Here is a 22310-nt window from a genome sequence, read left to right as displayed (position 1 = left end):
TTTAAACCTCATACATTACGCAGGTTGTGGCTGTGCATCTTCGAATACAAGCTTTCTGAACTCTTCGCCTGTCAGCTTTTCCTTCTCTAAAAGTGCATTCGCCACCTTGTGTAGTTTGTCAATGTTTTGTTTTAGTATCTCCTCAGCTTTTTTATAAGCCTCTTCAATTATACTCTTGATTTCTCTATCTATCTCAGCTGCAACCTCTTCAGAGTAATTTCTTGCAAGTGCAAGGTCTCTGCCTAAAAATACTTCTTCCTGCTCTGTCCCAAATGTCATAGGACCAAGTTTATCAGACATGCCATACTTTGTAACCATATCCCTTGCAATCTTGGTTGCACGCTTTATGTCTGACGATGCTCCAGTTGATACATCCTCCAAAACAAGTTTCTCTGCTACTCTTCCACCAAGAAGAGTAATAATCTCTCTCATCATATCAGACTTTGATGCATAGAACTTATCCTCTTTGGGCAGATACATTGTATACCCGCCAGCATATCCTCGTGGTATAATTGAAACTTCATGAACAGGCTCTGCGTCAGGAATCATGGTTCTTACAATAGCATGACCTGCTTCATGGTATGCAGTGAGTTTCTTTTCTTTTTCTGTGTACACTCTGCTTCTCTTTTCAGGGCCCATCAAAACCTTTGCAACAGCCTCTTGAACTTCTTCCATATTGATTTGTTTTTTGCCTTTTCGCGCAGCCAAAAGCGCAGCTTCATTTAAAAGGTTCTCAAGGTCTGCACCTGTAAAGCCTGCTGTTATCTTTGCTATTTGAGAAAGGTCAACATCAGACCCGAGTGGTTTGTTTCTCGCGTGGACCTTTAAAATCTCTTCTCTTGCCTTTGCATCTGGAATGTTTACAACAATCTGCCTGTCAAATCTACCAGGTCGCAAAAGCGCAGGGTCTAATATGTCCGGTCTATTTGTTGCCGCCATGACAATTATTCCCTCATTTGTTCCAAAACCATCCATCTCAACAAGAAGCTGGTTTAAGGTTTGCTCTCTTTCGTCATGGCCTCCGCCAAGCCCTGCTCCTCTGTGACGACCAACTGCGTCTATCTCATCTATAAATACAACACAAGGTGCATTTCTCTTTGCCTGGTCAAATAAGTCTCTTACCCTTGCAGCACCAACACCAACAAACATTTCAACAAAGTCAGAACCAGATATACTGAAAAACGGAACACCTGCCTCACCCGCAACAGCCTTTGCTAAAAGTGTTTTACCTGTGCCAGGCGGTCCAACAAGCAAAATACCTTTTGGAATCCTTGCACCAAGCTCTATATACTTTCTCGGATTTTTGAGAAAATCTATAACCTCTTTTAACTCTTCCTTTTCTTCATCAGCTCCTGCAACATCAGCAAATGTGACTTTCTTTTTTAAGTCCTGAATGGTCTTTGCTCTTGACTTTGTAAAAGACATTATTTTACTGCCGCCGCCTTGTGTCTGCTGGAGCATGAAGATCCATACAAAAATCATAAGTCCCGCAAAAATCAACATTGGTAAAAACGTTGATAGCCACCATGGAACCTGAGGAGGTTCTTTTGTCACAATCTCTATCTGCTTTGATTCAATTGCTGGCTGTATCTGGTCTAAAAACTTGTCAGGTGACGGCACAAACACATTGTCAAACTTTGTTCCATCCTTATACTGGCCAGAGACATTGTTATAGCTAAGTATTATCCGTGAGACTTTTCCATCATTGATGTCGTTTATCAGCTCTGAGTAAATGACGTTTCTCTTTTCACTCATATTCCAAAGCTGGTTGTAACTAAGTCCACCACTTAAAATATCAACCAGCAATAAAATTACCAGAGCAATTAAAATGTAAATTGTTGCTGTTTTGAATAAGTTCCTCAATTGTAGATAGGCACTCCTTTCAATTTATAAAGTTAAACTTTAAGGTTTTCTCACTCTAAAACACCAATATAAGGTAGATTCCTATAAAGACCTGCATAATCCAGACCATACCCTATAACAAACTTGTCTGGTATCTCAAACCCTTTATAATGTATCTCCACATCAACCTTCCTTCTGCTTGGTTTGTCAAGCATTGTGCAAATCCTGAGGCTTCGGGGTCTTCTCCCTTTTAAGTATTCTGTGATGTATTTTAGAGTAAGGCCTGTGTCAACAATGTCCTCAACAAGTAGAACATCTTTCCCTTCAATACTTGTATCAAGGTCTTTTAGTATTCTGACAATCCCTGACGAAGAGGTTGAATTACCATAGCTGGAAACAGCCATGAATTCTATCTTAACAGGAATTGTTATTTGCCTCAGCAAATCTGCCATGAACACAACTCCGCCTTTTAATATGCACACCATCAAGAAATCATCACTGTCTTTATAGTCCTCAGATATTTTCTGACCAAGCTCTTTTACTTTTTGACGAATCTGCTCTTCTGTTATCAAAATCTCTTTTACTTTCATTGTTATGTCTTTCACTACCATCAAACTCCTTCCAGTTTTGTGAATTTTATCTTTAAAAATTGCCTTGTTTGTGGTTTTACTTTATATTTTTGATTTATTGTTACTGCATTTGAATATATATCAAATATGACAATTACTTCACTGTCTTTGGTAAGAAGTGGAATATTATCTCGCCAACGCTTCGGAATCTTTTTATCAATAAACCATTCTTTTAGTTTTTTCTTACCCACTTTTAGCTGTATAAAATCACCATCTCTTCTTGTTCTGAAAAATAGTTTCCCATCAACTATTTGTTCAGCATCAATATAAATGCTATCTTCTTTTTCCTTTTCATTTGTAACTTTAAATTTGAATTCAAAATTTCTATATCTTATATCATACTCCTCTTTTAATGGAATTTCAAAGCAAAAGGTTTTCTCCTCTGCCTTTTTGTAAAATACAATAGCTTCATTTTGCTTCTCAACAATCAAATCATCAAATACCTTCTTTTTACCAGAAGGAAGTGAAAAGAGCTTTAATACGTCTTCAACTATCTCAACTGAAATTGGCATGTCAAACTCTTTGAGAGTCCTTTTTACAAGTCTTCTCTGTAAAAAAGGTTGTAAGGTGATTACGTGTTTTATGTCAAGGACATAGTAAAAATCTTCTTTCCTGACACACTCATTAAAAGCGTCTTCAACAAGTTCATTTATCTGGATATTTTCATCTCTTATTATATTTATTGTCCTGAAAATAGTATCAATTACTCCGTCTCCAAATTTTTCTTTCACGACTGGTAAAATCTCGTTTCTTACGACATTTCGCTTATACTTTGAAGAAAAGTTTGTCTTATCTATGACATACTTTATGCCATTTTCTTTCGCATACTCTTCAATCTCTTCTCTTGACATATATATAAGTGGTCTTGCAACAATATCGCGCACAGGTGGGATTGATGCAAGACCATCAAGTCCACTTCCTCTGAATAGATTCAAAAAGAAGGTTTCAACAACATCATTTTTATTATGTCCTAATAAAATCTTGCTGAGTCCTAAACTATTTACAAGTTCATAAAAAAAATTGTACCTTGCAAGTCTTCCCGCTTCTTCTTCTGAAAGTTTTCGTTCTTCTTTGATTTTTCTAACATCAATTGACCTTGTTATACATTTAATATTATACCTCTTACAAGCATCAATTACAAATTGTTCATCCTCCTTTGCCTCTTGTCTTAGCATATGGTTAAGGTGCGCAACGGTAATATCAAGTTCATACTCATCCTTTAATCTGTAAATACAATCCAAAAGAACCATTGAATCGATTCCACCAGAACAGCCTATTAAAACCTTGTCGCCTTTTTTGAGCATGTTATGTTTTTCAATTGTCCATCTTACCTTTTCTAAAAAGTCCACTTTCAAAACACCTCAAATACAAACCTCTAAAAAGGATGTTTATATAGAAACACTCTTTAGGACATTTTCAAACTTCTTTATCTTTGCTTCTTTTTTCCACTTTTCAAGCAAGCTTTGGAAATATTGTTGTTTTTTCTGAGTTTCTATTGTTGATTTTATCTCGTCCTTTACATCGTTCAAAGCAAGCTGTTTTCTATCTGTCACCTTTATAATGTGAAACCCATAGCTTGTCTTGACAATTCCACTTATCTCCCCAATGCCAAGAGAAAATGCTACATCTTCGAATTCTTTTACCATTTCACCTTTTCTAAAATACCCAAGGTCTCCTCCTTTTTGTCTTGTGTTCTCATCCTCAGAGTACTTTTTAGCAAGTTTTTCAAAGTTCTGGCCACTTTTAATCATCTGCAAAACTTCTTCTGCTTTTTTCTTTTTTGTAGCTTCCTCCTTTGAGTCTGAAACTTTAAATAGAATATGACTTGCCTTTACCTGGATATAATCAGACTTATGTGAATTATAGTAGTTTTCTATCTCAGACATAGAGGCTGTTTGATTTTTTGTTAGCTCATCAAAAAGCTTTGAAACAATCTGGGATTTTATAATCTGGTCTTTGTACTCATCCTCTGTTGCACCAATAGTTTGAAGATATTGTTTAAACTGCAATCCGTTTTGTGAGTCATTTTTGTACTGGTTAATTTGGTCTTCTATTGCCTTTTTCTCCTGAGCAGTTAATGTTATATTTCTTTTTTTAGCCTGCTGAAATTCAATCTGTCTTACGATAAGACCATCGAGTACATTCTCCTTTATCTGCTCCTCATAAGTCTTGCTGCCAACCTTCTGCGCCAAAAAAGCTTTGTCAAGTCCATAGTAATCAATTTGAGATTTGTAGTTAATAGAAAACTCTTTTTTTGTAATCTTCTCGCCATTTACAATGGCAACAGCTCTGTTTTCATCAATGTACTTTACTATCTCTGGGGTTATGGCAATGAGGATTATCAGTAGCACAACTGCTACAGATGCAAAAATTGCAATCTTTGTTTTCTTGGTCATATATCTCTACTCCTTTGTCTAAAAGTATTTTTTGATAGTAACAATATTATAAAACAATGAAGGATTATTTTAAAGCACCTGTTCCTCAGCAAACTTTTTCAGCTAAATCTTCCAAAAGATTTACTAAAAAGTCCAAAGAATCTTTCGACAAAGAAAATATCAATGTGCCATCTTTACCTTCGCTGTACAAAATACCTTTTTCACAAAACAAGGTCTTGATCAAAGGAATATTTTCCTGGGCCACAAATTGCAACTTAACCTTTTCGCTATCGTTTTGTGAAATAGAGAGAATTCCTAATTTTTTGCAGAGAAACTTAATATAAGCAATTTTTATGAGGTTGTCAACCTCTTTTGGAATATCTCCAAATCGATCAATAAGCTCATCATAGATTTCTTGAACATCTTCTTTTGTATCAATAGAAGAAATCTTCTTGTACATGTTAATTCTTTCCTTGTCATCGTCGATGTATTCACTACTAATATAAGCATTTATCTTTATATCTATCTGCGGCTCAATCTCCGGCTGGATATCTTCTCCTTTGAGCCTTCTTATTTCTTCTGACAAAAGTCTTATATACATGTCATAACCAACAGCATTAATGTGCCCATGCTGGAGCTTCCCCACAATCGAGCCTGCACCTCTTATTTCAAGGTCTCTCATTGCAATCTTAAAACCTGAGCCAAGCTCTGTAAACTCCTTTATAGCAGAAAGTCTCTTTGCAGCCTCCTCAGAAAGTACTTTGTCTTTTCTGAATGTGAAATATGCATACGCAAGCTTGTTTGAACGCCCAACCCTTCCGCGAAGCTGGTAAAGCTGGGCAAGACCAAGTCTGTCTGCATCCTCCACAATGAGTGTATTGACGTTTGGCATATCAACACCTGATTCAATTATTGTTGTGCAGACAAGTACGTCATATTTGCCGTTTATAAAGTCAATAAGCACCTCTTCTAACTGTCTTTCATCCATCTGGCCATGCGCATATGCAATCTTGACGTCTTCCACTAAAAGTGTTTGAAGCCTATTTACCACTTCTTCTATACCTTTTACCCTGTTGTAAAGGTAAAATACTTGACCTCCTCTTGAAACCTCTTTTAAGATAGCTTCTTTTATCACCTTTTCATTGTACTCCATGACAAAAGTCTGCACAGGAAACCTATCCTCTGGAGGGTCTTCAATGACACTCAAATCTCTTATGCCCAACAGCGCCATATTGAGTGTTCTTGGAATTGGTGTTGCTGTAAGAGTCAAAACGTCCACATTTTCTTTCAACTTTTTTATCTTTTCCTTGTGTTCAACTCCAAATTTGTGCTCCTCGTCAATAATCAAAAGCCCTAAGTCTTTAAACTTTACATCATTTGATAAAAGTCTATGAGTTCCAATAATTATATCAATTGTACCGTCTTTTAACCCTCTTAATATCTTCTTTTGCTGGCTCTCACTTTTTAAACGCGAAAGTACTTCAATTGTTATTGGAAAATCCTTCATCCGTTGTACAAATGTCATATAGTGCTGCTGAGCCAAGATTGTAGTTGGAACAAGCACCGCTACCTGCTTTGAGTCCATCACAGCTTTAAATGCTGCGCGCATTGCAACCTCTGTCTTGCCATATCCAACATCACCACAAAGTATCCTGTCCATAGGCTTTTCGCTTTCCATGTCCTTTTTAATCTCCTCAATTGCCTGAAGCTGACCTTCTGTTTCGGTGTATGGAAACTTTTCCTCAAACTCTTTTTGCCAAATGGTGTCAGGTGAGAACTTAAACCCTTTTTTGAGCTGCCTCTTTGCATACAGCTCAACTATGTCTTTTGCCACAACCTCAAGGGATTTTCTAACCTTTTGTTTTTGTTTTTGCCAATCTAAAGTTCCAAGCTTTGAGAGTTTGGGTTCTGAATCATCAGTACCTATATACTTTTCAATTACATCTAAGTTTGTAGTTGGTACATATAAATAAGAACCATTGGCATATTCAAGCTTTAAATATTCCTTTGTCACACCCTCAACAGTTATCTTCTCAAATCCCAAAAATCTTCCTATACCATATGTCCTATGAACAACATAGCTTCCGTACTTTAAGTCTTCAATTGTATAAAATGCTTCCTTTTTTGACTTTGGTCTTTTTTTGACATCTCTTCCTTTCTTCTTTTCAACATTGAAAAAGCTAAGACAAACCCATTTTAAGTTTTGTATTTCAATCCCTTTTTCAATCGACCGTGGAAGAAGATAAACTCCCTGTCTATCTGTTAAAACTTCATCTGTCTTGTTAAACTCTATTCTACTCTTTTCAAGTTCTGATTTTAAATCCTCAAGTGAAGTCTCACTTCCAGCAAAGACATTTATCAAATAACCCTTTGACTGGTAATACTTTATATCCTCTATTAAAAGTTCTTTTTGACCATTGTATGAAGGAATCTCCCGGAGATTATTAAAAGAAAAGATATCTTTTACTTGAATCTCTTTTATGCTTTGTGCAAACGTTTGAAGGATAATTGAAGAGGAAAGTTTTTCCAATATGTCATAGACTTTGAAATAGCACTCTGCCATTTTTGGCAGAACATATCCTTTTTCTAAAAGGTCTTTGTAAAGATCTTCAGTCTGCTCTTCAAAAGTTTTCAAGCCGCCGTAAACCTGATTATACTCGTCAATTATAACAAGGCAATCATTGAAAATATCAAAAATGGAGCTAAACTTTTGGTAATAGTAGGGATATAGTCTGTCAATTTTTAAATCAAGCCCATCCACTACATCCTTGAAACTCTCTTCCAAGTTTTTTCTTGCATCGCCTTTGAGTTTGTTTTGAAGTTTTTTAAAATCTGCTACTATCTTTTTAATACCATCCGAAAAGTCAATACTTAAATCCCATTCACAAGCTTTATAAATCTTTACATTAGAGACCCTTTCAAACGACTTTTGAGTCTCAACATCAAAATACCTTATAGTGTCAATTGTATCACCAAAGAATTCTATTCTAACAGGGTATTTGCTGAAAATAGGGTATATATCTACTATTCCACCTTTTTGAGAAAATTGACCTTTTTTCTCAACAACCTTAACTCTTTCATAACCATACCTTGTAAGTGTGGTTAAAAATTCCTCAAAGCCTAACTCCTTGTTCTCTTCAAGGATGAGAGACTCAAACTTAAAATCAGAATACTTTTCAAGCAAATTTTGAGGGCTTAAAATAAGCACATCAAATCCTTCTTCAAAAATTCTGACAAACTCCTCCGCCCTTTGGATCTCAGAGTCCTTGCTCTTTGCAAATGAGTTTATAAGAGGATTTTCTCTCTCTTGTAAAACTATTACCTTGTCAAAAAGATTTTTAAACCTCTTTTCCCACTCACTTTTGCTTTTTTGATGCGTTATAAAGAGAACCTTTTTGTTAAATTTTTGACATATTGCATGGACCAAGAGGGCCTTCCCCATTTCGCCAAGGTTTGTGACAAGTATGGGAAGGCGCTTTTTTAAAATTGCTTCCTCAACTTTCAAAAATTCATCAAGTTTTTCAAAAATTTTAAGCAAATCTACACCACCACATCTCCATTTATATAGTTCATAGCTCTGTCAATGCCACTTTCGAGTAAAATCTTAATACCTTGTGCTGCCTTTTCAATAGCTTTGAAGATCTTTTGTTTCTCAAAATCTTCAAATTCTGACAGTACATATTTTACCATATCCTCCTTTGGCACTCCAATGCCAATTCTAATCCTTGGAAACTCTTCTGTGCCAAGGCGCTGGATGATAGACTTTACACCGTTGTGCCCACCATCTGAGCCTTTTTTTCTCATCTTAACAACTCCAACATCAAATGCAATGTCATCGTAGATGACAATTAGCTTTTCAGGCTTTATTTTGTAGAAGTTTACTGCCTCTACAATACTATCACCACTTGAGTTCATGTATGTCATGGGTTTTAAAAGAAGTACTTTCTTGTCAGCATACTCAAAACTTCCAATAAGTCCTTTGAACTTTATTCTGTCCACTTTTGTGTTGAAGGCCTGTGCTAAATAATCAATTGCCAAAAAACCTGCGTTGTGGCGTGTAAAAGTATATCTCTCTCCAGGATTCCCAAGCCCAGCAATGATGTAATCCAAACTCAAATTCACTCCTTCTTTATAAAAATTAGGCTGCCTTTCAAATTTTGAGCAAAAGACAGCCTTTAGATTCATTTTATTACAAAAAATCTTTCTATATAAGTTATCTATTTGGCTTTGTGCTGATGTATTCATCAAACAAAGTCGAAATTGCAACATCTTCATATATTCGGTTAATTGCCTCAGCAAACAGGTCAGCAACAGAGAGCACTTTAATTTTGTCTATTCTCTTTTCAGGTGGCAGAGGAATAGTGTTCAACACAATCAGCTCTTTAATTGGCGAGTTTTGGATTCTCTCAACAGCAGGACCAGACAAAACCGGGTGTGTACAGCAAGCATAAATCTCTTTTGCGCCATAGTCCATGAGAGCCTGTGCTGCTGCAACAATTGTCCCTGCTGTGTCTATCATATCATCAACCATTATGGCAGTCTTGTCCTTCACATCACCAATAATGTTCATTATCTCAGCGACATTTGCCTTGGGACGTCTTTTGTCCACGATAGCAAGCGGCAAATCAAGCTTTGTTGCAAAGTTGCGAGCTCTTGTAACACTTCCCAAATCGGGTGATACAACAACTGCATTCTCAAGATTGACATTTTCAAGGAAGTATTTTGCCAATATCGGAACACCAATCAAATGGTCAAGAGGGATGTCAAAAAATCCTTGAATCTGTGGCGCATGAAGGTCCATTGTGAGTACCCTGTCAGCACCAGCAGAGGTAATCAAGTTTGCAACAAGCTTTGCAGTAATTGGGTCACGAGCTCGGGCTTTTCTGTCTTGTCTTGCATATCCATAGTAAGGAATGACAGCTGTTATCCTTCCAGCTGAGGCTCTTTTAAAAGCGTCAATCATAATTAAAAGTTCCATGAGATTCTCATTGACAGGGTGGCATGTTGACTGAACAACAAACACATCCGCCCCACGTACAGTTTCATTAATCTTAACTGAAATCTCACCGTCTGAAAACCTGCCTATTTCTGCATCGCCAAGTTTTTTGTTGAGCTTTTTGGCTATTTCTTCTGCTAACTCTCTGTTAGAATTTCCAGCAAATATCTTTATCTCTTTGCCATGTGTTATCACTTTTTTTACCCCCAGCACAAAAGTTAATTTAAACATCTTTTATGCGCAATCTATATTATAACACAAAAAAATAATCCATCTTTAAAATATTTTTAAAATTTTTTCATCTTTAAAAAATTACCTGCTTTCATACATCTGTTTTCGTCTCAGTACCCAGCCCTCTTTATTTGTCTGCCTCTCTCTCGCAATTGCAAGCGCATTTGCTGGCACGTCCTCTGTTATTGTAGAACCTGCTGCAACGTAGGCATTTTCTCCAATTTTAACTGGCGCAATGAGATTAGAATTGCAGCCTATAAAGGCATTGTTCTCCACAACTGTTCTGTGTTTTTTATATCCATCATAGTTTACAAATATTGTTCCGCAGCCTAAATTCACATTCTCGCCAATATCAGCATCCCCAATGTATGTAAGATGGGCTGACTTTGTGTTCTTGCCAAGTTTAGAATTTTTTACCTCAACAAAGTTGCCAATCTTTACCCCTTCTTCCAAGAAACTGTTTGGTCTCAGGTGCGCATATGGTCCTATCTTGACATTATCCCTTATTTCAGAATTTTCTATCACAGAAAACTGGATATGACAGTTATTTCCTATTTTTGAGTCTACAATGTAAGACTGTGGACCAATTACACAGTCCTCCCCAATTGAAGTTTTGCCAAGGATAAACGTACCCGGATAAATTACTGTATCCTTTCCAATTTGAACATCTGGATGAATATAGGTATTATATATGTCTATTATCTGCACGCCTCTTGAGAGATGTTCTTTATTTATCCTGAGTTTTAACTCCTGCTCAGCAACAAAAAGCTCATACCTTGAGTTAATTCCCATAACCTCAAAATTGTCTTCTACAGTTACTTTTACAACCTTTTTGCCACTTCTGTTTAGTATCTCAATGGCATCTGTTAGATAATACTCATTCTGGCTATTTTTATTGTCAATCTTGCTCAAAACATTCACAAGCTCGTGTTTTTCAAAGCAATAAAATCCGGGATTTATCTCCCTTATTTTTCTTTGTTCTTCAGTTGCGTCCCTCTCTTCAACAATCTTTATTACATTGCCATTTTCATCTGCAATTATCCTACCATAACCGTATGGATTTTCAAAAATAGCTGTCAGAAGACAAAGTGCTGCAGCTTCCTCTTCTCTCTTTTGAGAAAGCCTCTTTAAAGTATCAGCCTTTATAAAAGGTGCATCACCATATAAAACAAATACATCCTTCGAATCATCTGAGACATAATCCATAGCACACATCACAGCATGTGCTGTGCCAAGCTGTTTTTCTTGATATGCAAACTTTACATTCCTTCCTTCTAAAACCTTATACACATCCTCTTTTTTATTTCCTACAACAACCACAATCTTACCATCTTCAAAGTTTTTTTCAATCTCGTCTATTATATAAAGTATCATGGGCTTTCCCATAATCTTTTGGACAACCTTGGAATATTTAGATTTCATTCTCTTTCCTTCGCCAGCAGCTAAAATTATAAACGTACTTTTCTTGCTCATTTTCCATCACCTTTTTTCATTTTCCTCAAATTTTACAACTTCTATACCAGCTTCTTCAAATATCTTTTGGCTCATCTCATCTGGATATGAGCCTTTGTAAATCACCTTTTTGATACCAGCATTCACTATCATTTTAGCACAAATCACACATGGATAGGTTGTTGTGTAAATAACGCTGCCGTCGATATTTACGCCCATTTTAGCAGCCTGGATTATCGCATTTTGCTCAGCATGAAGTCCTCGACAGAGCTCGTGCCTCTGCCCTGACGGGACGTTCAGCTTTTCTCTCAAGCAACCTACCTCTTCACAGTGAGGCAGGTTACTTGGTGCACCGTTGTAGCCTGTTGCTAAAATCCTCTTGTCCTTTACAATTAGTGCTCCCACTTTTCGCCTCAAACACGTTGACCTTTCCTTTACAATATCAACAATCTGCATAAAGTACTCATCCCAGGTAGGTCTCATTGTATTTCCTCCAACTTCTGTTTGTTTACTTTGTACCAAAGAGTCTATCCCCTGCATCGCCAAGTCCGGGTACAATGTATCCATGGTCGTTTAGCTTCTCATCAACTGCTGCACAGTACAGTTCAACATCCGGATGGGCAGATGTCAATCTTTCAATCCCCTCCGGTGCTGCAATCAGGCACATAAGTTTTAGGCTCTGTGGGTTGTACCTTTTGATGTAGTCAAACGCAGCAGAAGCAGACCCGCCTGTTGCAAGCATTGGATCAAGCACAATTATGTCTCTTTCATGCACATCTTGCGGAAGCTTGCAATAATACTCGACAGGTTTTAGGGTCTGTGGATCTCTGTAAAGACCAATATGCCCAACCTTCGCTGCAGGAATGAGTTTCAAAAGCCCGTCAACCATGCCAAGCCCAGCTCTCAAAATTGGGACAATTGCAAGCTTTCTGCCTGAGATCACCTTGCATTTAGCAACTCCAACAGGTGTTTCAATCTCGACTTCTTTTAGTGGCAGATTCCTTGTCACTTCATATGCCATTAGCATTGCTATTTCTTCCACAAGCTCTCTGAACTCTTTGCTACCTGTATTCTTGTCACGAATCAATGTAAGTTTGTGCTGAATCAATGGATGGTCAAACACATATACATTCTTTTTGTACTCAACCATAAACCTTTCTCCTTTCTGTTAATTTTGGAAACTATTATTTAATCCTGACCATTTTCAATTTCATGGATCTTGTCAACTCTTCTTTGGTGCCTTCCACCTTCAAATTGGGCTGACAAAAAACTATCAACAATTTCACATGCAAGTCCTTCTCCAATAACCCTTGCACCCATTGCAAGGATGTTTGCATTGTTATGAGCACGGGCTGCCTTTGCTGAGAATGTGTCATGGCAAAGGGCAGCTCTGATGCCTTTTATTTTATTTGCAGCAATAGAAATACCAATGCCTGTGCCACAGATTAAAATCCCAAAGTCAAACTCGCCCTTTTTAACTGCAACTGCCACATCCCTCGCAATGTCTGGATAGTCACAAGACTCTTCTGAATATGTGCCAAAATCTTTGTACTCAATTCCTCTTTTGTCAAGATGCTTCTTTACAGCCTCTTTTAATCTAAAACCTGCATGGTCAGCCCCAATTGCTAATTTCAATTTTATCTCTCCCTCCATTTAAAAACTTTATATGTATACTATTTTTATAATACAGAGCACAAAGATGGCTGATATCTTTGTGCCACATCTAAGCTAAAATCAAAACTCTCAAACACGCCTTTTTCTTTTAAGATGGATTTTACGGTCATCAGCGCAACATCAGGGTGGTTATTCTCCTCACTCAGATGCCCCAAGTAAATCCTCTTTGTCTTTTCAAGGTTTAGCTTTAAAATCATCTGTGCTGCCTGCTCATTTGACAAATGCCCAATATCGCTTTTTATCCTCTGCTTTAAATAATAAGGGTAAGGACCAGTCAATAGCATCTCAACATCATGGTTTGCCTCAAGCAGGATAATATCAGAAAAATCAATCTTTTGAGCAACATTCTCATTTACGTGCCCCAAATCGGTTGATATTGAAATCTTTTTTCTACCAAGATAGAAGCAAAAGCCCATCGGGTCTTTTGCATCGTGGGGAATTGAAAATGTGTCAATGCCAATGTTCCCAATTGAAAAACTTGTACCTGTCTCAATCAAATGTACATTTCTTTCGTCAACCTTGCCAATGGAATTTTTTATAGCTTCCCAGGTTTTGTAGTTTGTTATAATTGGTACATTCAGTTTTCTAAAATACACTCCTGCACATTTAACATGGTCAGAATGGTCGTGGGATAGTAAAATGGCATCAATTTTTTTGTTAAAGCCAATTTTATTCAAAGCGCATGTAAGCTTTCTAAAACTCACACCCGCATCCACCAAGATTGTGGTATCTTTGTATGAAATTAAGATTACATTGCCACTGCTACCACTGTAAAGCGGACAAAAGATTATTTCATAAGACATTATGATCTTTCCCCTTTTGTTTTAAACTCTTGAAACTCTTGCACCCAAAAGTTTGAGTTTATAATCTATATTCTCATACCCCCTGTCAACATTTTTTGTATTGTATATCACTGTTCTTCCTTTTGCAGCAAGCCCCGCAACAATCAAAGCAGCACCAGCTCGAAGGTCAACTGCTGAAACCTCTGCACCCTGCAAACTCTCAACACCTTCAACAATCGCCACTCTTCCTTCAACTTTGATATTTGCCCCCATCTTTTTTAGCTCATCTACATACTGATACCTGTTTTCCCACACACCTTCTGTAACAACACTTGTTCCACTGCAAAGGCTCAAAAGCACTGTCATCTGGGGTTGAAGATCAGTGGGAAACCCAGGGTATGGCATTGTCTTTATACTTGAAGCTCTCAGTCTTTCTTTGCACCTCACTTCAATACTGTCTTCATATACATTTACCTCAGCACCCATCTCAAGCAGCTTTGCAGTCAGGGATTCTAAATGTTTTGGGATTATGTTTTTTACTCTAATGTGTCCCTTTGTTGCACATGCAGCTATCATATATGTACCAGCTTCTATCTGATCGGGAATGATCGCGTATCTTGTAGGGTGCAGCTCTTTCACACCTTCAATTCTAATGACATCAGTCCCTGCTCCTTTAATCTTTGCACCCATAGCATTCAGGAAATTGGCAACATCAACAACATGAGGCTCTTTTGCTGCATTTTCTATTATTGTGGTACCCTTTGCCTTCACAGCTGCAAGCATGAGATTAATTGTGGCACCAACAGACACAACATCTAAATAGATTTTAGTTCCAACAAGTTCTTCTGCATATGCCTTTATCATACCATTTTCAATTTTAACATCAGCACCAAGGGCTCTAAAACCTTTTATATGCTGATCAATTGGACGGGCACCAAAATTGCACCCGCCCGGCATTGCAACCTCTGCCTTGCCAAAACGGGTAAGAAGCGCTCCAATCAAGTAGTACGAAGCTCTTATTTTACGAACACTTTCATATGGGGCTATATAACTTTGTAAATTGCTTGCATCTATCTTCAATGAATGATTGTCATACTCAATCTTTGCTCCAAGTCTAAGTAAGATGTCATCCATAGCAAACACATCTTCAATCAGCGGGAGATTTTCAATTATACTCTCTCCCTCTGCCATCAGGGCAGCAGGAATCACAGCAACTGCCGCATTTTTTGCACCATTTATTTGAACCTCTCCAAAAAGGGGATTTCCACCTTCAATGATTAGTTTTTCATGATCTGGTTTCAAGTTCTTGCACCCTCTCTCTAAAAAGGCTTTTCACTATTCCCATTCTTTTATATTATATCTATTGTAGCGAAATATGAAAAGAAGAATATTCTTTTTTGAGCAACTTGGCAGTTGTTTAAAATGGACAATAGATTCTTCTGTTGAAAAAATGATATCATAAAGTCAAAATAGAAATTGGTGGCTGGTCTTCAGAAAAAATATTGAGGAGATGGTAGAATTGAAGATCGGAGTTGTTCAGATGAAAATTTGTGATCTGGTAGAAAGCAACTTCTGTAAAATACTTTATTTTTTGGATAAAGCAAAAGACGAACAAGTGGATTTGGTGTGTTTTCCTGAGATGGCGCTGACAGGTTATAACATTGAACTTTTGCAATCTCAAAATTTGAATCATATAATTTCGGATTTTTTAGAACAAATATCAAAAAAGTGCAAAGAATATTCTATCTGCAGTATAATAGGTCATCCTTTTAGGCAAGAAGAAAGGCTTTTAAACAGAGCAACAGTAATTTTCCCAACAGGTGAAAGTTTAAAATATGATAAGATTCATCCAACTGAGCTTGAAAAGAAGATATTCTCGCAAGGCGAAGAGACTCTTGTATTTGAATTCAAGCAGAAAAGATTTGGCATTGCAATCTGTAGAGACCAAAACTTCTATGAAATATTCAAAAAATATAAAGAAGCTGGATGCAGTGGTGTGTTTATCTTAGCTGCACATTTTTACAGTCCCAAAGAGGCAAGGTAGAAGATTGACAAAAATAGAGCTATTCCTATAACAAGAGCTGTAGAAAATGGTTACTTTGTGTTTTTAGCAAATGCAGTAGGACCTCATCTTAATATGATAAGCCTTGGGCACAGCTTAATTGTAGACGGCGATGGCTGTGTGGTGTGCGAAGCAGATGAAGCCGGTGAGTATTTGTTGAGTATAGAATTATAAATTATATTAATCTATAACCCACTCCAGGCTCTGTAATTAAATGCCGAGGCCTTGATGGGTCAGCTTCTATTTTTTTTCGGATTTGAGCAATATATATTCGTAAATAGTGAACTTCATTTTCATACATAGGTCCCCATACTTCTTTTAATAATTGCTTGTGAGTCACAACTTTCCCTGCATTTAGTGCTAAAATTTTTAATATTTCATATTCGGTGGGTGTGAGTTTTACTTCTTTTTCCCCTACCATTATTTTTCTTGTTGCTAAATCAATTTTTAAATCGTCAAGTTCTATAGACATTTGAGGAGTAACCATAGTTCTATGCCTCAATGCAGTCCTTATACGCGCAAGTAATTCTCCCATACCAAAAGGTTTTGTAACATAATCATCAGCTCCAGAATCTAAAGCCATAATCTTATCATTTTCTTGTTCTCTTACTGACAATACAATTATTGGAGTTGAACTCCATTCTCTTAATTTTTTAATCACTTCTATACCATCTGCATCAGGTAAACCTAAATCTAAAATGATTATGTCAGGTTTAAAAGTTAGGGCAAAGTTTAGCCCTTCCTTACCGTTAGCAGCTTCCTTAACCTCATATCCATAGCCACTTAATGCCATTCGCAATAGATTACGAATTTGTGCCTCATCATCAATGACCAATACTTTTACATTTTTATCACTCACCTGCATCACCTCTTTTAGTAGGAGGAATTTCTCCTATCTCTATTTCTGGCAATGGTATGGTAAATGCTATTGTTAGACCCTCTGCATGATTATATGCCCAGATTCTACCTTTATGGGCTTCTACTATTTCTTTACAAATAGTTAAGCCTAATCCCGTACCTGTGACATCCGAAGAAGATGGCACTCGATAGAATTTATCAAAAATTCTTTCCAAATCTTCATCAGAAAGCTTAGGCCCTTTATTACTAATTGAAACTTCTATCCATTTACTTGTTGGCTTAACATTTAGATATATTTCGCTATTCGATTTAGAATATTTTACTGCATTATCTAAGAGATTCACAAACACTTGTTCTAATAAAATAAAATCTCCTTTAACTAAAGGTAAATCAGAGGGAATATTTAAAACCAATGTTCTTGACTTTAAAATCTCTCCTAACCGCCTAATAGCTACTCCTATAACGTCTTGGATATCTATCCACTCATCTTTTAGTTTTAACTCTCCACTTTCTAACCTCGCTACATTCAGTAAGTTTGTTATAAATCTATTCATTCGGATGGCTTCTTGTTTAATAGTTTGCAACAATTCTCTTTTGTGCACTGAATCAAAACCTTTATCATTGTCTAACAATGTAGTTACTGCTCCAATAATAGAAGACAAAGGAGTTCTCAGGTCATGAGATATAGAATTAAAGATAGCCGAACGTACTTTTTCAGATTCAGCTACAAATTTAGCCTCTTGCGCCTGTTTATAGAGCCTGACTCTATTGATTGCCACTGCAATCAATCCAGCAAAAGCTTCTGCTAATAGTAATTTTTCCTTTTCAATGTCATCACACAAATAAATGCCCATAACACCTTCTGCCCTTTTTCCCACCTGTAGTGGTAAGTAGAAGCCTTTTGCATTATTCAAAGTATCAGTACCTCTTCCTGCTTTTTCACCTTTTCGAAATACCCACGTAGCCACCCCTTTTTCATTTTCATCCCAAAAATCTTCTGTCCACTCACCTGAAGTTGCCTTCACTTGTAAAGTGCCTCTTTCATTTGGCAATATCAAAGCAACAGGTTTTTGAAGAATCTCATACATTCTCTCTACAATTTTGTTTAGCACTTCTTCAAAATCTGCTAATGCTGCAATATCACGACTGAGAGAATAAAGAGCTTCTAAATTATCGCCTCTTTCACGCCATTTTTTTATTTCTACTTTTATTCGTTGAGATAAACTACCTGTAAAGAAACCTACCAATAGGAAGATTATAAAAGTAATAATATATCGTAAATCAGAAACAGAAAAACTCCCTGTAGGCGGAATAAAAAGAATATCAAACAATACAATGTTTATAACAGCAGCTATTACACCTGGCAATATCCCTCCGTGAATGGAGACTATCAAAATAGGAAGTAAAAACGACATTCCTATATTTAAAATACCAAGGTTTTCCTTGAATGTATGATTAAAAATAGTTATTATAGCATCTAAAATCAATACTTCAATATAATGTATATATGTTGAAACGTTAATCTTAAAATAGGATATGCTTCTTCTTTTTTCTATGTTTGATCTATCAGGAATTACATGTATAATAATACCTTCACTTTTCTTTATCACTTTGTTAACAACTGAGCCATGAAACAATTCATATAATCTCGAACGCAATGGTTTACCAATAATCAAATGAGTAACATTTTTCCTTTTTGCCAGCTTCACCACTTCTTCTGCTATATCCTCACCAGAAACTGTTATGACTTCAGCCCCAAGCTCCCTGGCAAGCTCAAGATTTTTATTTAATTGACTTTTTTCATCAGCTCCGCTAAGTAATCGCTCAGGAGTTTCTACATAAACAGCTATCCAGTCTGTTCCAATTCCCTCTGCCAGTCTTTTAGCCATTCTTATCAATCGGGCAGAAAAAGGACTTGAACTCACACATACCATTACGCGGTCAGAAACTTGCCATGGTCCCTCTATTCTATGAATTCTCATATAACTTTCTAACTGCAAATCAACTCTTTTTGCAGCATATCGCATAGCCAGTTGCCTTAAAGCATTTATATTGCCAGGTCTAAAAAAATGCTTTAACGCTTCTTCGGCCTTTTCAGGTACATACACTTTCCCCTCTTTGAATCTTAATATCAACTCTTCAGGAGGTATATCCACTAACTGAATCTCTGCCATTTCAAGCAATCGATCAGGAACTGTCTCTTTAATGGGAACTCCTGTAATCTGAGTAACTATGTCATTTAAGCTTTCAACATGCTGGATATTCAATGTTGTATATACATCAATTCCTTCATTTAGTATTTCTTCTACATCTTGATATCTTTTTACATGGCGGCTTCCTGGCACATTCGTGTGTGCTAATTCGTCAACCAAAACCAAAGCAGGTTTCCTTCTTATGATAGCGTCAACATTCATCTCTAAGAATTCTTTCCCTCTATATATAATGCGTACTGGTGGAATAATTGGCAAGCCTTTTAACAGTTCTTCGGTTTCTTTTCTTCCATGAGTTTCCACCCATCCAACTACTACGTCTATACCTTCCTTTATTCGCTCTTGCGCAGCTTCTAACATTGCATAAGTCTTACCGACTCCTGCCATTGCGCCCAGGAAAACAGTAAGCTTGCCTCTTCTTTCTTGTTGTATTTCTTTCAATAACACTTCAGGGTCTGGGCGAAAATCCTCATTTCTACCTTGCATAAACTATTCACCTTTCCCTGATTGCAAATTATCTAAGGCCAGGTTAAGTTCTAAAACATTAACTCTACGAGTACCAAGAAAACCAAACTCTCTTTCTTTAATATGTTCCTCTACTAATTTTCGTAATGTCACTTCAGAAATCCCTCGCACCTGAGCTATTCTATGAACTTGCAATAAGGCTGCCTCAGGTGTAATATCTGGGTCTAACCCACTTGCTGAAGCAGTAACAATATCTGCAGGGATATACTGATTAGCAGATAGTTGATTTTCCAATCTAAACTGTTGAGCTCTTCTTTTAATAAGTTCAATAAGTTTTTTATTAGTAGGACCTAAATTAGACCCGCCTGACAAGGTCGCGTCATATCCCAACCCTGCCATGGAGGGTCTTGCATGAAAATACCGTAAACTATCAAACTGTTGACCTATAAGTTTTGAACCTACTACTTTTCCTCCTTTGTAAATTAAAGAACCTGACGCTTGAGAAGGAAAAAGTAACTTTGCTACACCTGTAACAATTAACGGATAAATAAAACCTAATAACACTGTCATTAATATTAGCACTAAAATAGAATTTGCCAGACTTTTTTTTAGCACCTCCACTACCCTCCTACTTTATTTTATGCCAAGTATTGCAGTTAGAATTAAATCTATAATCTTGATACCTACAAAAGGTGTCACCAAACCACCTACTCCATAGATAAGTAAATTGCGCCGTAATATTTGGTTAGGGTTTTGAGGTCTGTAACTTACCCCTCTCAAAGCTAAAGGAATCAAAAAGACAATTATTAAAGCATTAAAAATTACTGCTGAAAGTATTGCACTATTCGGACTACCCAACTTCATTATGTTCAGTACTTGTAACTCCGGATAAGATTTTGCAAACAAAGCCGGAATAATCGCAAAATATTTTGCAACATCATTGGCAATACTGAAAGTTGTTAAAGCTCCTCTCGTTATCAACAATTGTTTCCCAATTTCAATAATTTCTAACAATTTTGTCGGATTACTGTCTAAATCTATCATATTGCCTGCTTCTTTTGCAGCCTGTGTACCTGTGTTCATTGCTACGCCCACATCAGCTTGTGCCAAAGCAGGAGCATCATTTGTTCCATCCCCAGTCATAGCCACCATATGTCCTTGTGCTTGATATTCTCTGATAAGCTTAAGTTTAGTTTCGGGCGTAGCTTCTGCTACAAAATCATCTACCCCGGCTTCAGCAGCAATTGCCGCTGCAGTCAGTGGATTGTCTCCTGTGATCATCACTGTTTTTATACCCATTTTTCTAAGCTGAGCAAACCTTTCTTTAATACCACCTTTCACTACATCTTTTAAATATATAACACCCAATACCTTAGCATTTTCTGCTACTATCAAAGGGGTACCGCCCTCCATCGCTATCCTTTCAACAGTCAACTTTACTTCTGGCGGAATAACTCCTCCATTTTTACGAACATAATCTTCAATTGCATCTATCGCACCCTTCCTTATTTCTCTATCTTCAATATTTACACCACTCATTCTGGTATGAGCAGAAAAAGGTACAAATGTCATTTTTAGGTTTTTCAATTCTCTCTCACGCAAATTAAACTTATTCTTAGCCAATATAACAATACTTCTGCCTTCAGGTGTTTCATCAGATAATGAGGCTAATTGTGCAGCATTAGCAAGTTCCTCTTCTGATACCCCTGGCGCTGGAATAAAGGCAGTGGCCATTCTATTGCCTAAGGTAATAGTTCCTGTCTTGTCTAAAAGTAACACATCTACATCTCCTGCTGCCTCCACTGCTCGCCCGGATAATGCTAAAATATTGTATTTCAACAACTTGTCCATCCCTGCTATACCTATAGCACTCAGAAGCCCTCCGATTGTAGTAGGTATAAGACATACCAACAATGCCACTAAAACAGGAATAGACACAATGGTATGTGAATACCGTGCAAAAGCCTCTAACGTAGCAGTAGTGAGCAAAAATATTATGCTTAAGGCTATCAAAAATATATTCAATGCAATCTCATTAGGAGTCTTTTGTCGCTTCGCACCCTCCACCAAACTAATCATTTTGTCAAGGAAAGTTTCACCAGGATTTGCAGTAATTTTTACCTTAATCCAATCTGAAAGAACCTTTGTCCCACTCATCACCGAACTTCTATCTCCACCTGACTCCCTAATCACTGGTGCAGACTCACCTGTGATTGCACTCTCATCAACAGTAGCAATTCCTTCTATTACCTCCCCATCTCCGGGAATTATATCTCCTGCTTCTACCAAAACAATGTCTCCTTTTCGAAGTGCTGATGCTGGTACTTTCTCAATTTTTTCGTTAACTATTTTTTTTGCAATAATCTCTTTTTTAGTTTTTCGCAAACTTTCTGCTTGAGCTTTTCCACGCCCCTCGGCCAAAGCTTCTGCAAAGTTTGCAAAAATTACTGTTAACCATAACCAGATTGCTATTTGAAGATTTATAAATAAATTCTCTCTCTTACCTCTTAAAAAATCGTAAAAGGTGAAAAATGTGGTAAGCACAGCTCCAATTTCAACAATAAACATAACTGGACTTTTAGCCTGAATCACGGGATTAAGCTTAATAAATGCATTTTTAACAGCCGATAAAATCAGCTTTTTATCAAATTTAGATTTTCTTCTAAAGTCCAATTTTTCACTGTCACTTTTATTTTTAAGAGAATTACTCATAATTATCAGCTCCAGCCTCCTT

Annotated in this window: 17 protein-coding genes and 1 pseudogene; 1 reads left to right on the top strand and 17 read right to left on the bottom strand. The window is 36.9% G+C overall.

The features are described 5' to 3' along the window. Window positions 1-15 precede the first annotated feature (15 nt). From ftsH to ELD05_RS02955, 13 genes are all read right to left on the bottom strand, one after another. Window positions 16-1863, bottom strand: coding sequence for an ATP-dependent zinc metalloprotease FtsH (gene ftsH, locus ELD05_RS03015; protein ID WP_011916749.1), 1848 nt, complete (start codon window positions 1861-1863; stop codon window positions 16-18). Window positions 1864-1913: 50 nt separating this feature from the next. Beyond that, window positions 1914-2447, bottom strand: a complete 534-nt coding sequence (gene hpt, locus ELD05_RS03010; RefSeq protein WP_127351305.1) for a hypoxanthine phosphoribosyltransferase — start codon at window positions 2445-2447, stop codon at window positions 1914-1916. A gap of 5 nt (window positions 2448-2452) precedes the next feature. After that, window positions 2453-3820, bottom strand: a complete 1368-nt coding sequence (gene tilS / locus ELD05_RS03005) for a tRNA lysidine(34) synthetase TilS (RefSeq protein ID WP_127351304.1) — start codon at window positions 3818-3820, stop codon at window positions 2453-2455. A gap of 39 nt (window positions 3821-3859) precedes the next feature. Continuing rightward, window positions 3860-4867 (bottom strand): peptidylprolyl isomerase, encoded by a 1008-nt coding sequence (locus ELD05_RS03000; RefSeq protein ID WP_127351303.1) that lies wholly within the window; start codon window positions 4865-4867, stop codon window positions 3860-3862. Window positions 4868-4952: 85 nt separating this feature from the next. Further along, window positions 4953-8384, bottom strand: a complete 3432-nt coding sequence (gene mfd, locus ELD05_RS02995; protein WP_127351302.1) for a transcription-repair coupling factor — start codon at window positions 8382-8384, stop codon at window positions 4953-4955. 2 nt (window positions 8385-8386) lie between these two features. After that, window positions 8387-8956: an aminoacyl-tRNA hydrolase gene (pth, locus tag ELD05_RS02990; protein WP_039766004.1), complete on the bottom strand. Its 570-nt coding sequence runs from the start codon at window positions 8954-8956 to the stop codon at window positions 8387-8389. Between the two features lie 103 nt (window positions 8957-9059). After that, the gene (locus ELD05_RS02985) at window positions 9060-10037 is read right to left on the bottom strand and encodes a ribose-phosphate diphosphokinase (RefSeq protein WP_127351301.1); all 978 of its coding nucleotides are present in this window, start codon (window positions 10035-10037) and stop codon (window positions 9060-9062) included. Between the two features lie 117 nt (window positions 10038-10154). After that, window positions 10155-11546, bottom strand: coding sequence for a bifunctional UDP-N-acetylglucosamine diphosphorylase/glucosamine-1-phosphate N-acetyltransferase GlmU (glmU, locus tag ELD05_RS02980; protein ID WP_127351300.1), 1392 nt, complete (start codon window positions 11544-11546; stop codon window positions 10155-10157). 6 nt (window positions 11547-11552) lie between these two features. Further along, window positions 11553-12008, bottom strand: a complete 456-nt coding sequence (locus ELD05_RS02975) for a deoxycytidylate deaminase (RefSeq protein WP_011916741.1) — start codon at window positions 12006-12008, stop codon at window positions 11553-11555. Window positions 12009-12033: 25 nt separating this feature from the next. Beyond that, window positions 12034-12675: a uracil phosphoribosyltransferase gene (gene upp, locus ELD05_RS02970; RefSeq protein WP_127351299.1), complete on the bottom strand. Its 642-nt coding sequence runs from the start codon at window positions 12673-12675 to the stop codon at window positions 12034-12036. Between the two features lie 38 nt (window positions 12676-12713). Then, window positions 12714-13160, bottom strand: a complete 447-nt coding sequence (gene rpiB, locus ELD05_RS02965) for a ribose 5-phosphate isomerase B (protein ID WP_127351298.1) — start codon at window positions 13158-13160, stop codon at window positions 12714-12716. A gap of 44 nt (window positions 13161-13204) precedes the next feature. Then, window positions 13205-14002, bottom strand: a complete 798-nt coding sequence (locus tag ELD05_RS02960; RefSeq protein ID WP_127351297.1) for an MBL fold metallo-hydrolase — start codon at window positions 14000-14002, stop codon at window positions 13205-13207. 21 nt (window positions 14003-14023) lie between these two features. Then, the gene (locus ELD05_RS02955) at window positions 14024-15283 is read right to left on the bottom strand and encodes a UDP-N-acetylglucosamine 1-carboxyvinyltransferase (RefSeq protein ID WP_127351296.1); all 1260 of its coding nucleotides are present in this window, start codon (window positions 15281-15283) and stop codon (window positions 14024-14026) included. A 208-nt stretch (window positions 15284-15491) separates the two neighbouring features. On the opposite strand from ELD05_RS02955, the pseudogene ELD05_RS02950 reads away from it, so the two are divergent. Continuing rightward, a pseudogene (locus ELD05_RS02950) lies at window positions 15492-16217 on the top strand (carbon-nitrogen hydrolase family protein). A gap of 1 nt (window position 16218) precedes the next feature. On the opposite strand, the gene ELD05_RS02945 reads toward ELD05_RS02950, so the two are convergent. Genes ELD05_RS02945 through kdpB form a run of 4 tightly spaced genes read right to left on the bottom strand, consistent with a single transcriptional unit; the run spans window position 16219 to window position 22288 of the window. After that, a complete protein-coding gene (locus ELD05_RS02945; protein WP_241243593.1) occupies window positions 16219-16902 on the bottom strand; it encodes a response regulator in 684 nt (227 codons plus the stop codon). Further along, window positions 16895-19597 (bottom strand): sensor histidine kinase, encoded by a 2703-nt coding sequence (locus ELD05_RS02940; protein WP_127351294.1) that lies wholly within the window; start codon window positions 19595-19597, stop codon window positions 16895-16897. Before ELD05_RS02940 ends, ELD05_RS02945 begins: the two co-directional genes overlap by 8 nt. Before the next feature lie 3 nt (window positions 19598-19600). Next, complete coding sequence (gene kdpC, locus ELD05_RS02935) at window positions 19601-20191, bottom strand: potassium-transporting ATPase subunit KdpC (protein ID WP_127351293.1); 591 nt, start codon at window positions 20189-20191, stop codon at window positions 19601-19603. Window positions 20192-20209: 18 nt separating this feature from the next. Continuing rightward, window positions 20210-22288, bottom strand: coding sequence for a potassium-transporting ATPase subunit KdpB (gene kdpB, locus ELD05_RS02930; protein WP_127351292.1), 2079 nt, complete (start codon window positions 22286-22288; stop codon window positions 20210-20212). Between the last annotated feature and the right edge of the window lie 22 nt (window positions 22289-22310).

The organism is Caldicellulosiruptor changbaiensis, assembly GCF_003999255.1.
GTDB lineage: Bacteria > Bacillota > Thermoanaerobacteria > Caldicellulosiruptorales > Caldicellulosiruptoraceae > Caldicellulosiruptor > Caldicellulosiruptor changbaiensis.
This window is presented reverse-complemented; position numbering and strand designations above follow the sequence as displayed.

What these genes read in the sequence shown, in the direction of transcription:
- ELD05_RS03000 (WP_127351303.1), bottom strand. Translation starts at nt 4,867, where the DNA reads ATGACCAAGAAAACAAAGATTGCAATTTTTGCATCTGTAGCAGTTGTG.
- glmU (WP_127351300.1), bottom strand. Translation starts at nt 11,546, where the DNA reads ATGAGCAAGAAAAGTACGTTTATAATTTTAGCTGCTGGCGAAGGAAAG.
- ELD05_RS02975 (WP_011916741.1), bottom strand. Translation starts at nt 12,008, where the DNA reads ATGAGACCTACCTGGGATGAGTACTTTATGCAGATTGTTGATATTGTA.
- upp (WP_127351299.1), bottom strand. Translation starts at nt 12,675, where the DNA reads ATGGTTGAGTACAAAAAGAATGTATATGTGTTTGACCATCCATTGATT.
- ELD05_RS02960 (WP_127351297.1), bottom strand. Translation starts at nt 14,002, where the DNA reads ATGTCTTATGAAATAATCTTTTGTCCGCTTTACAGTGGTAGCAGTGGC.
- ELD05_RS02940 (WP_127351294.1), bottom strand. Translation starts at nt 19,597, where the DNA reads ATGCAAGGTAGAAATGAGGATTTTCGCCCAGACCCTGAAGTGTTATTG.
- kdpB (WP_127351292.1), bottom strand. Translation starts at nt 22,288, where the DNA reads ATGAGTAATTCTCTTAAAAATAAAAGTGACAGTGAAAAATTGGACTTT.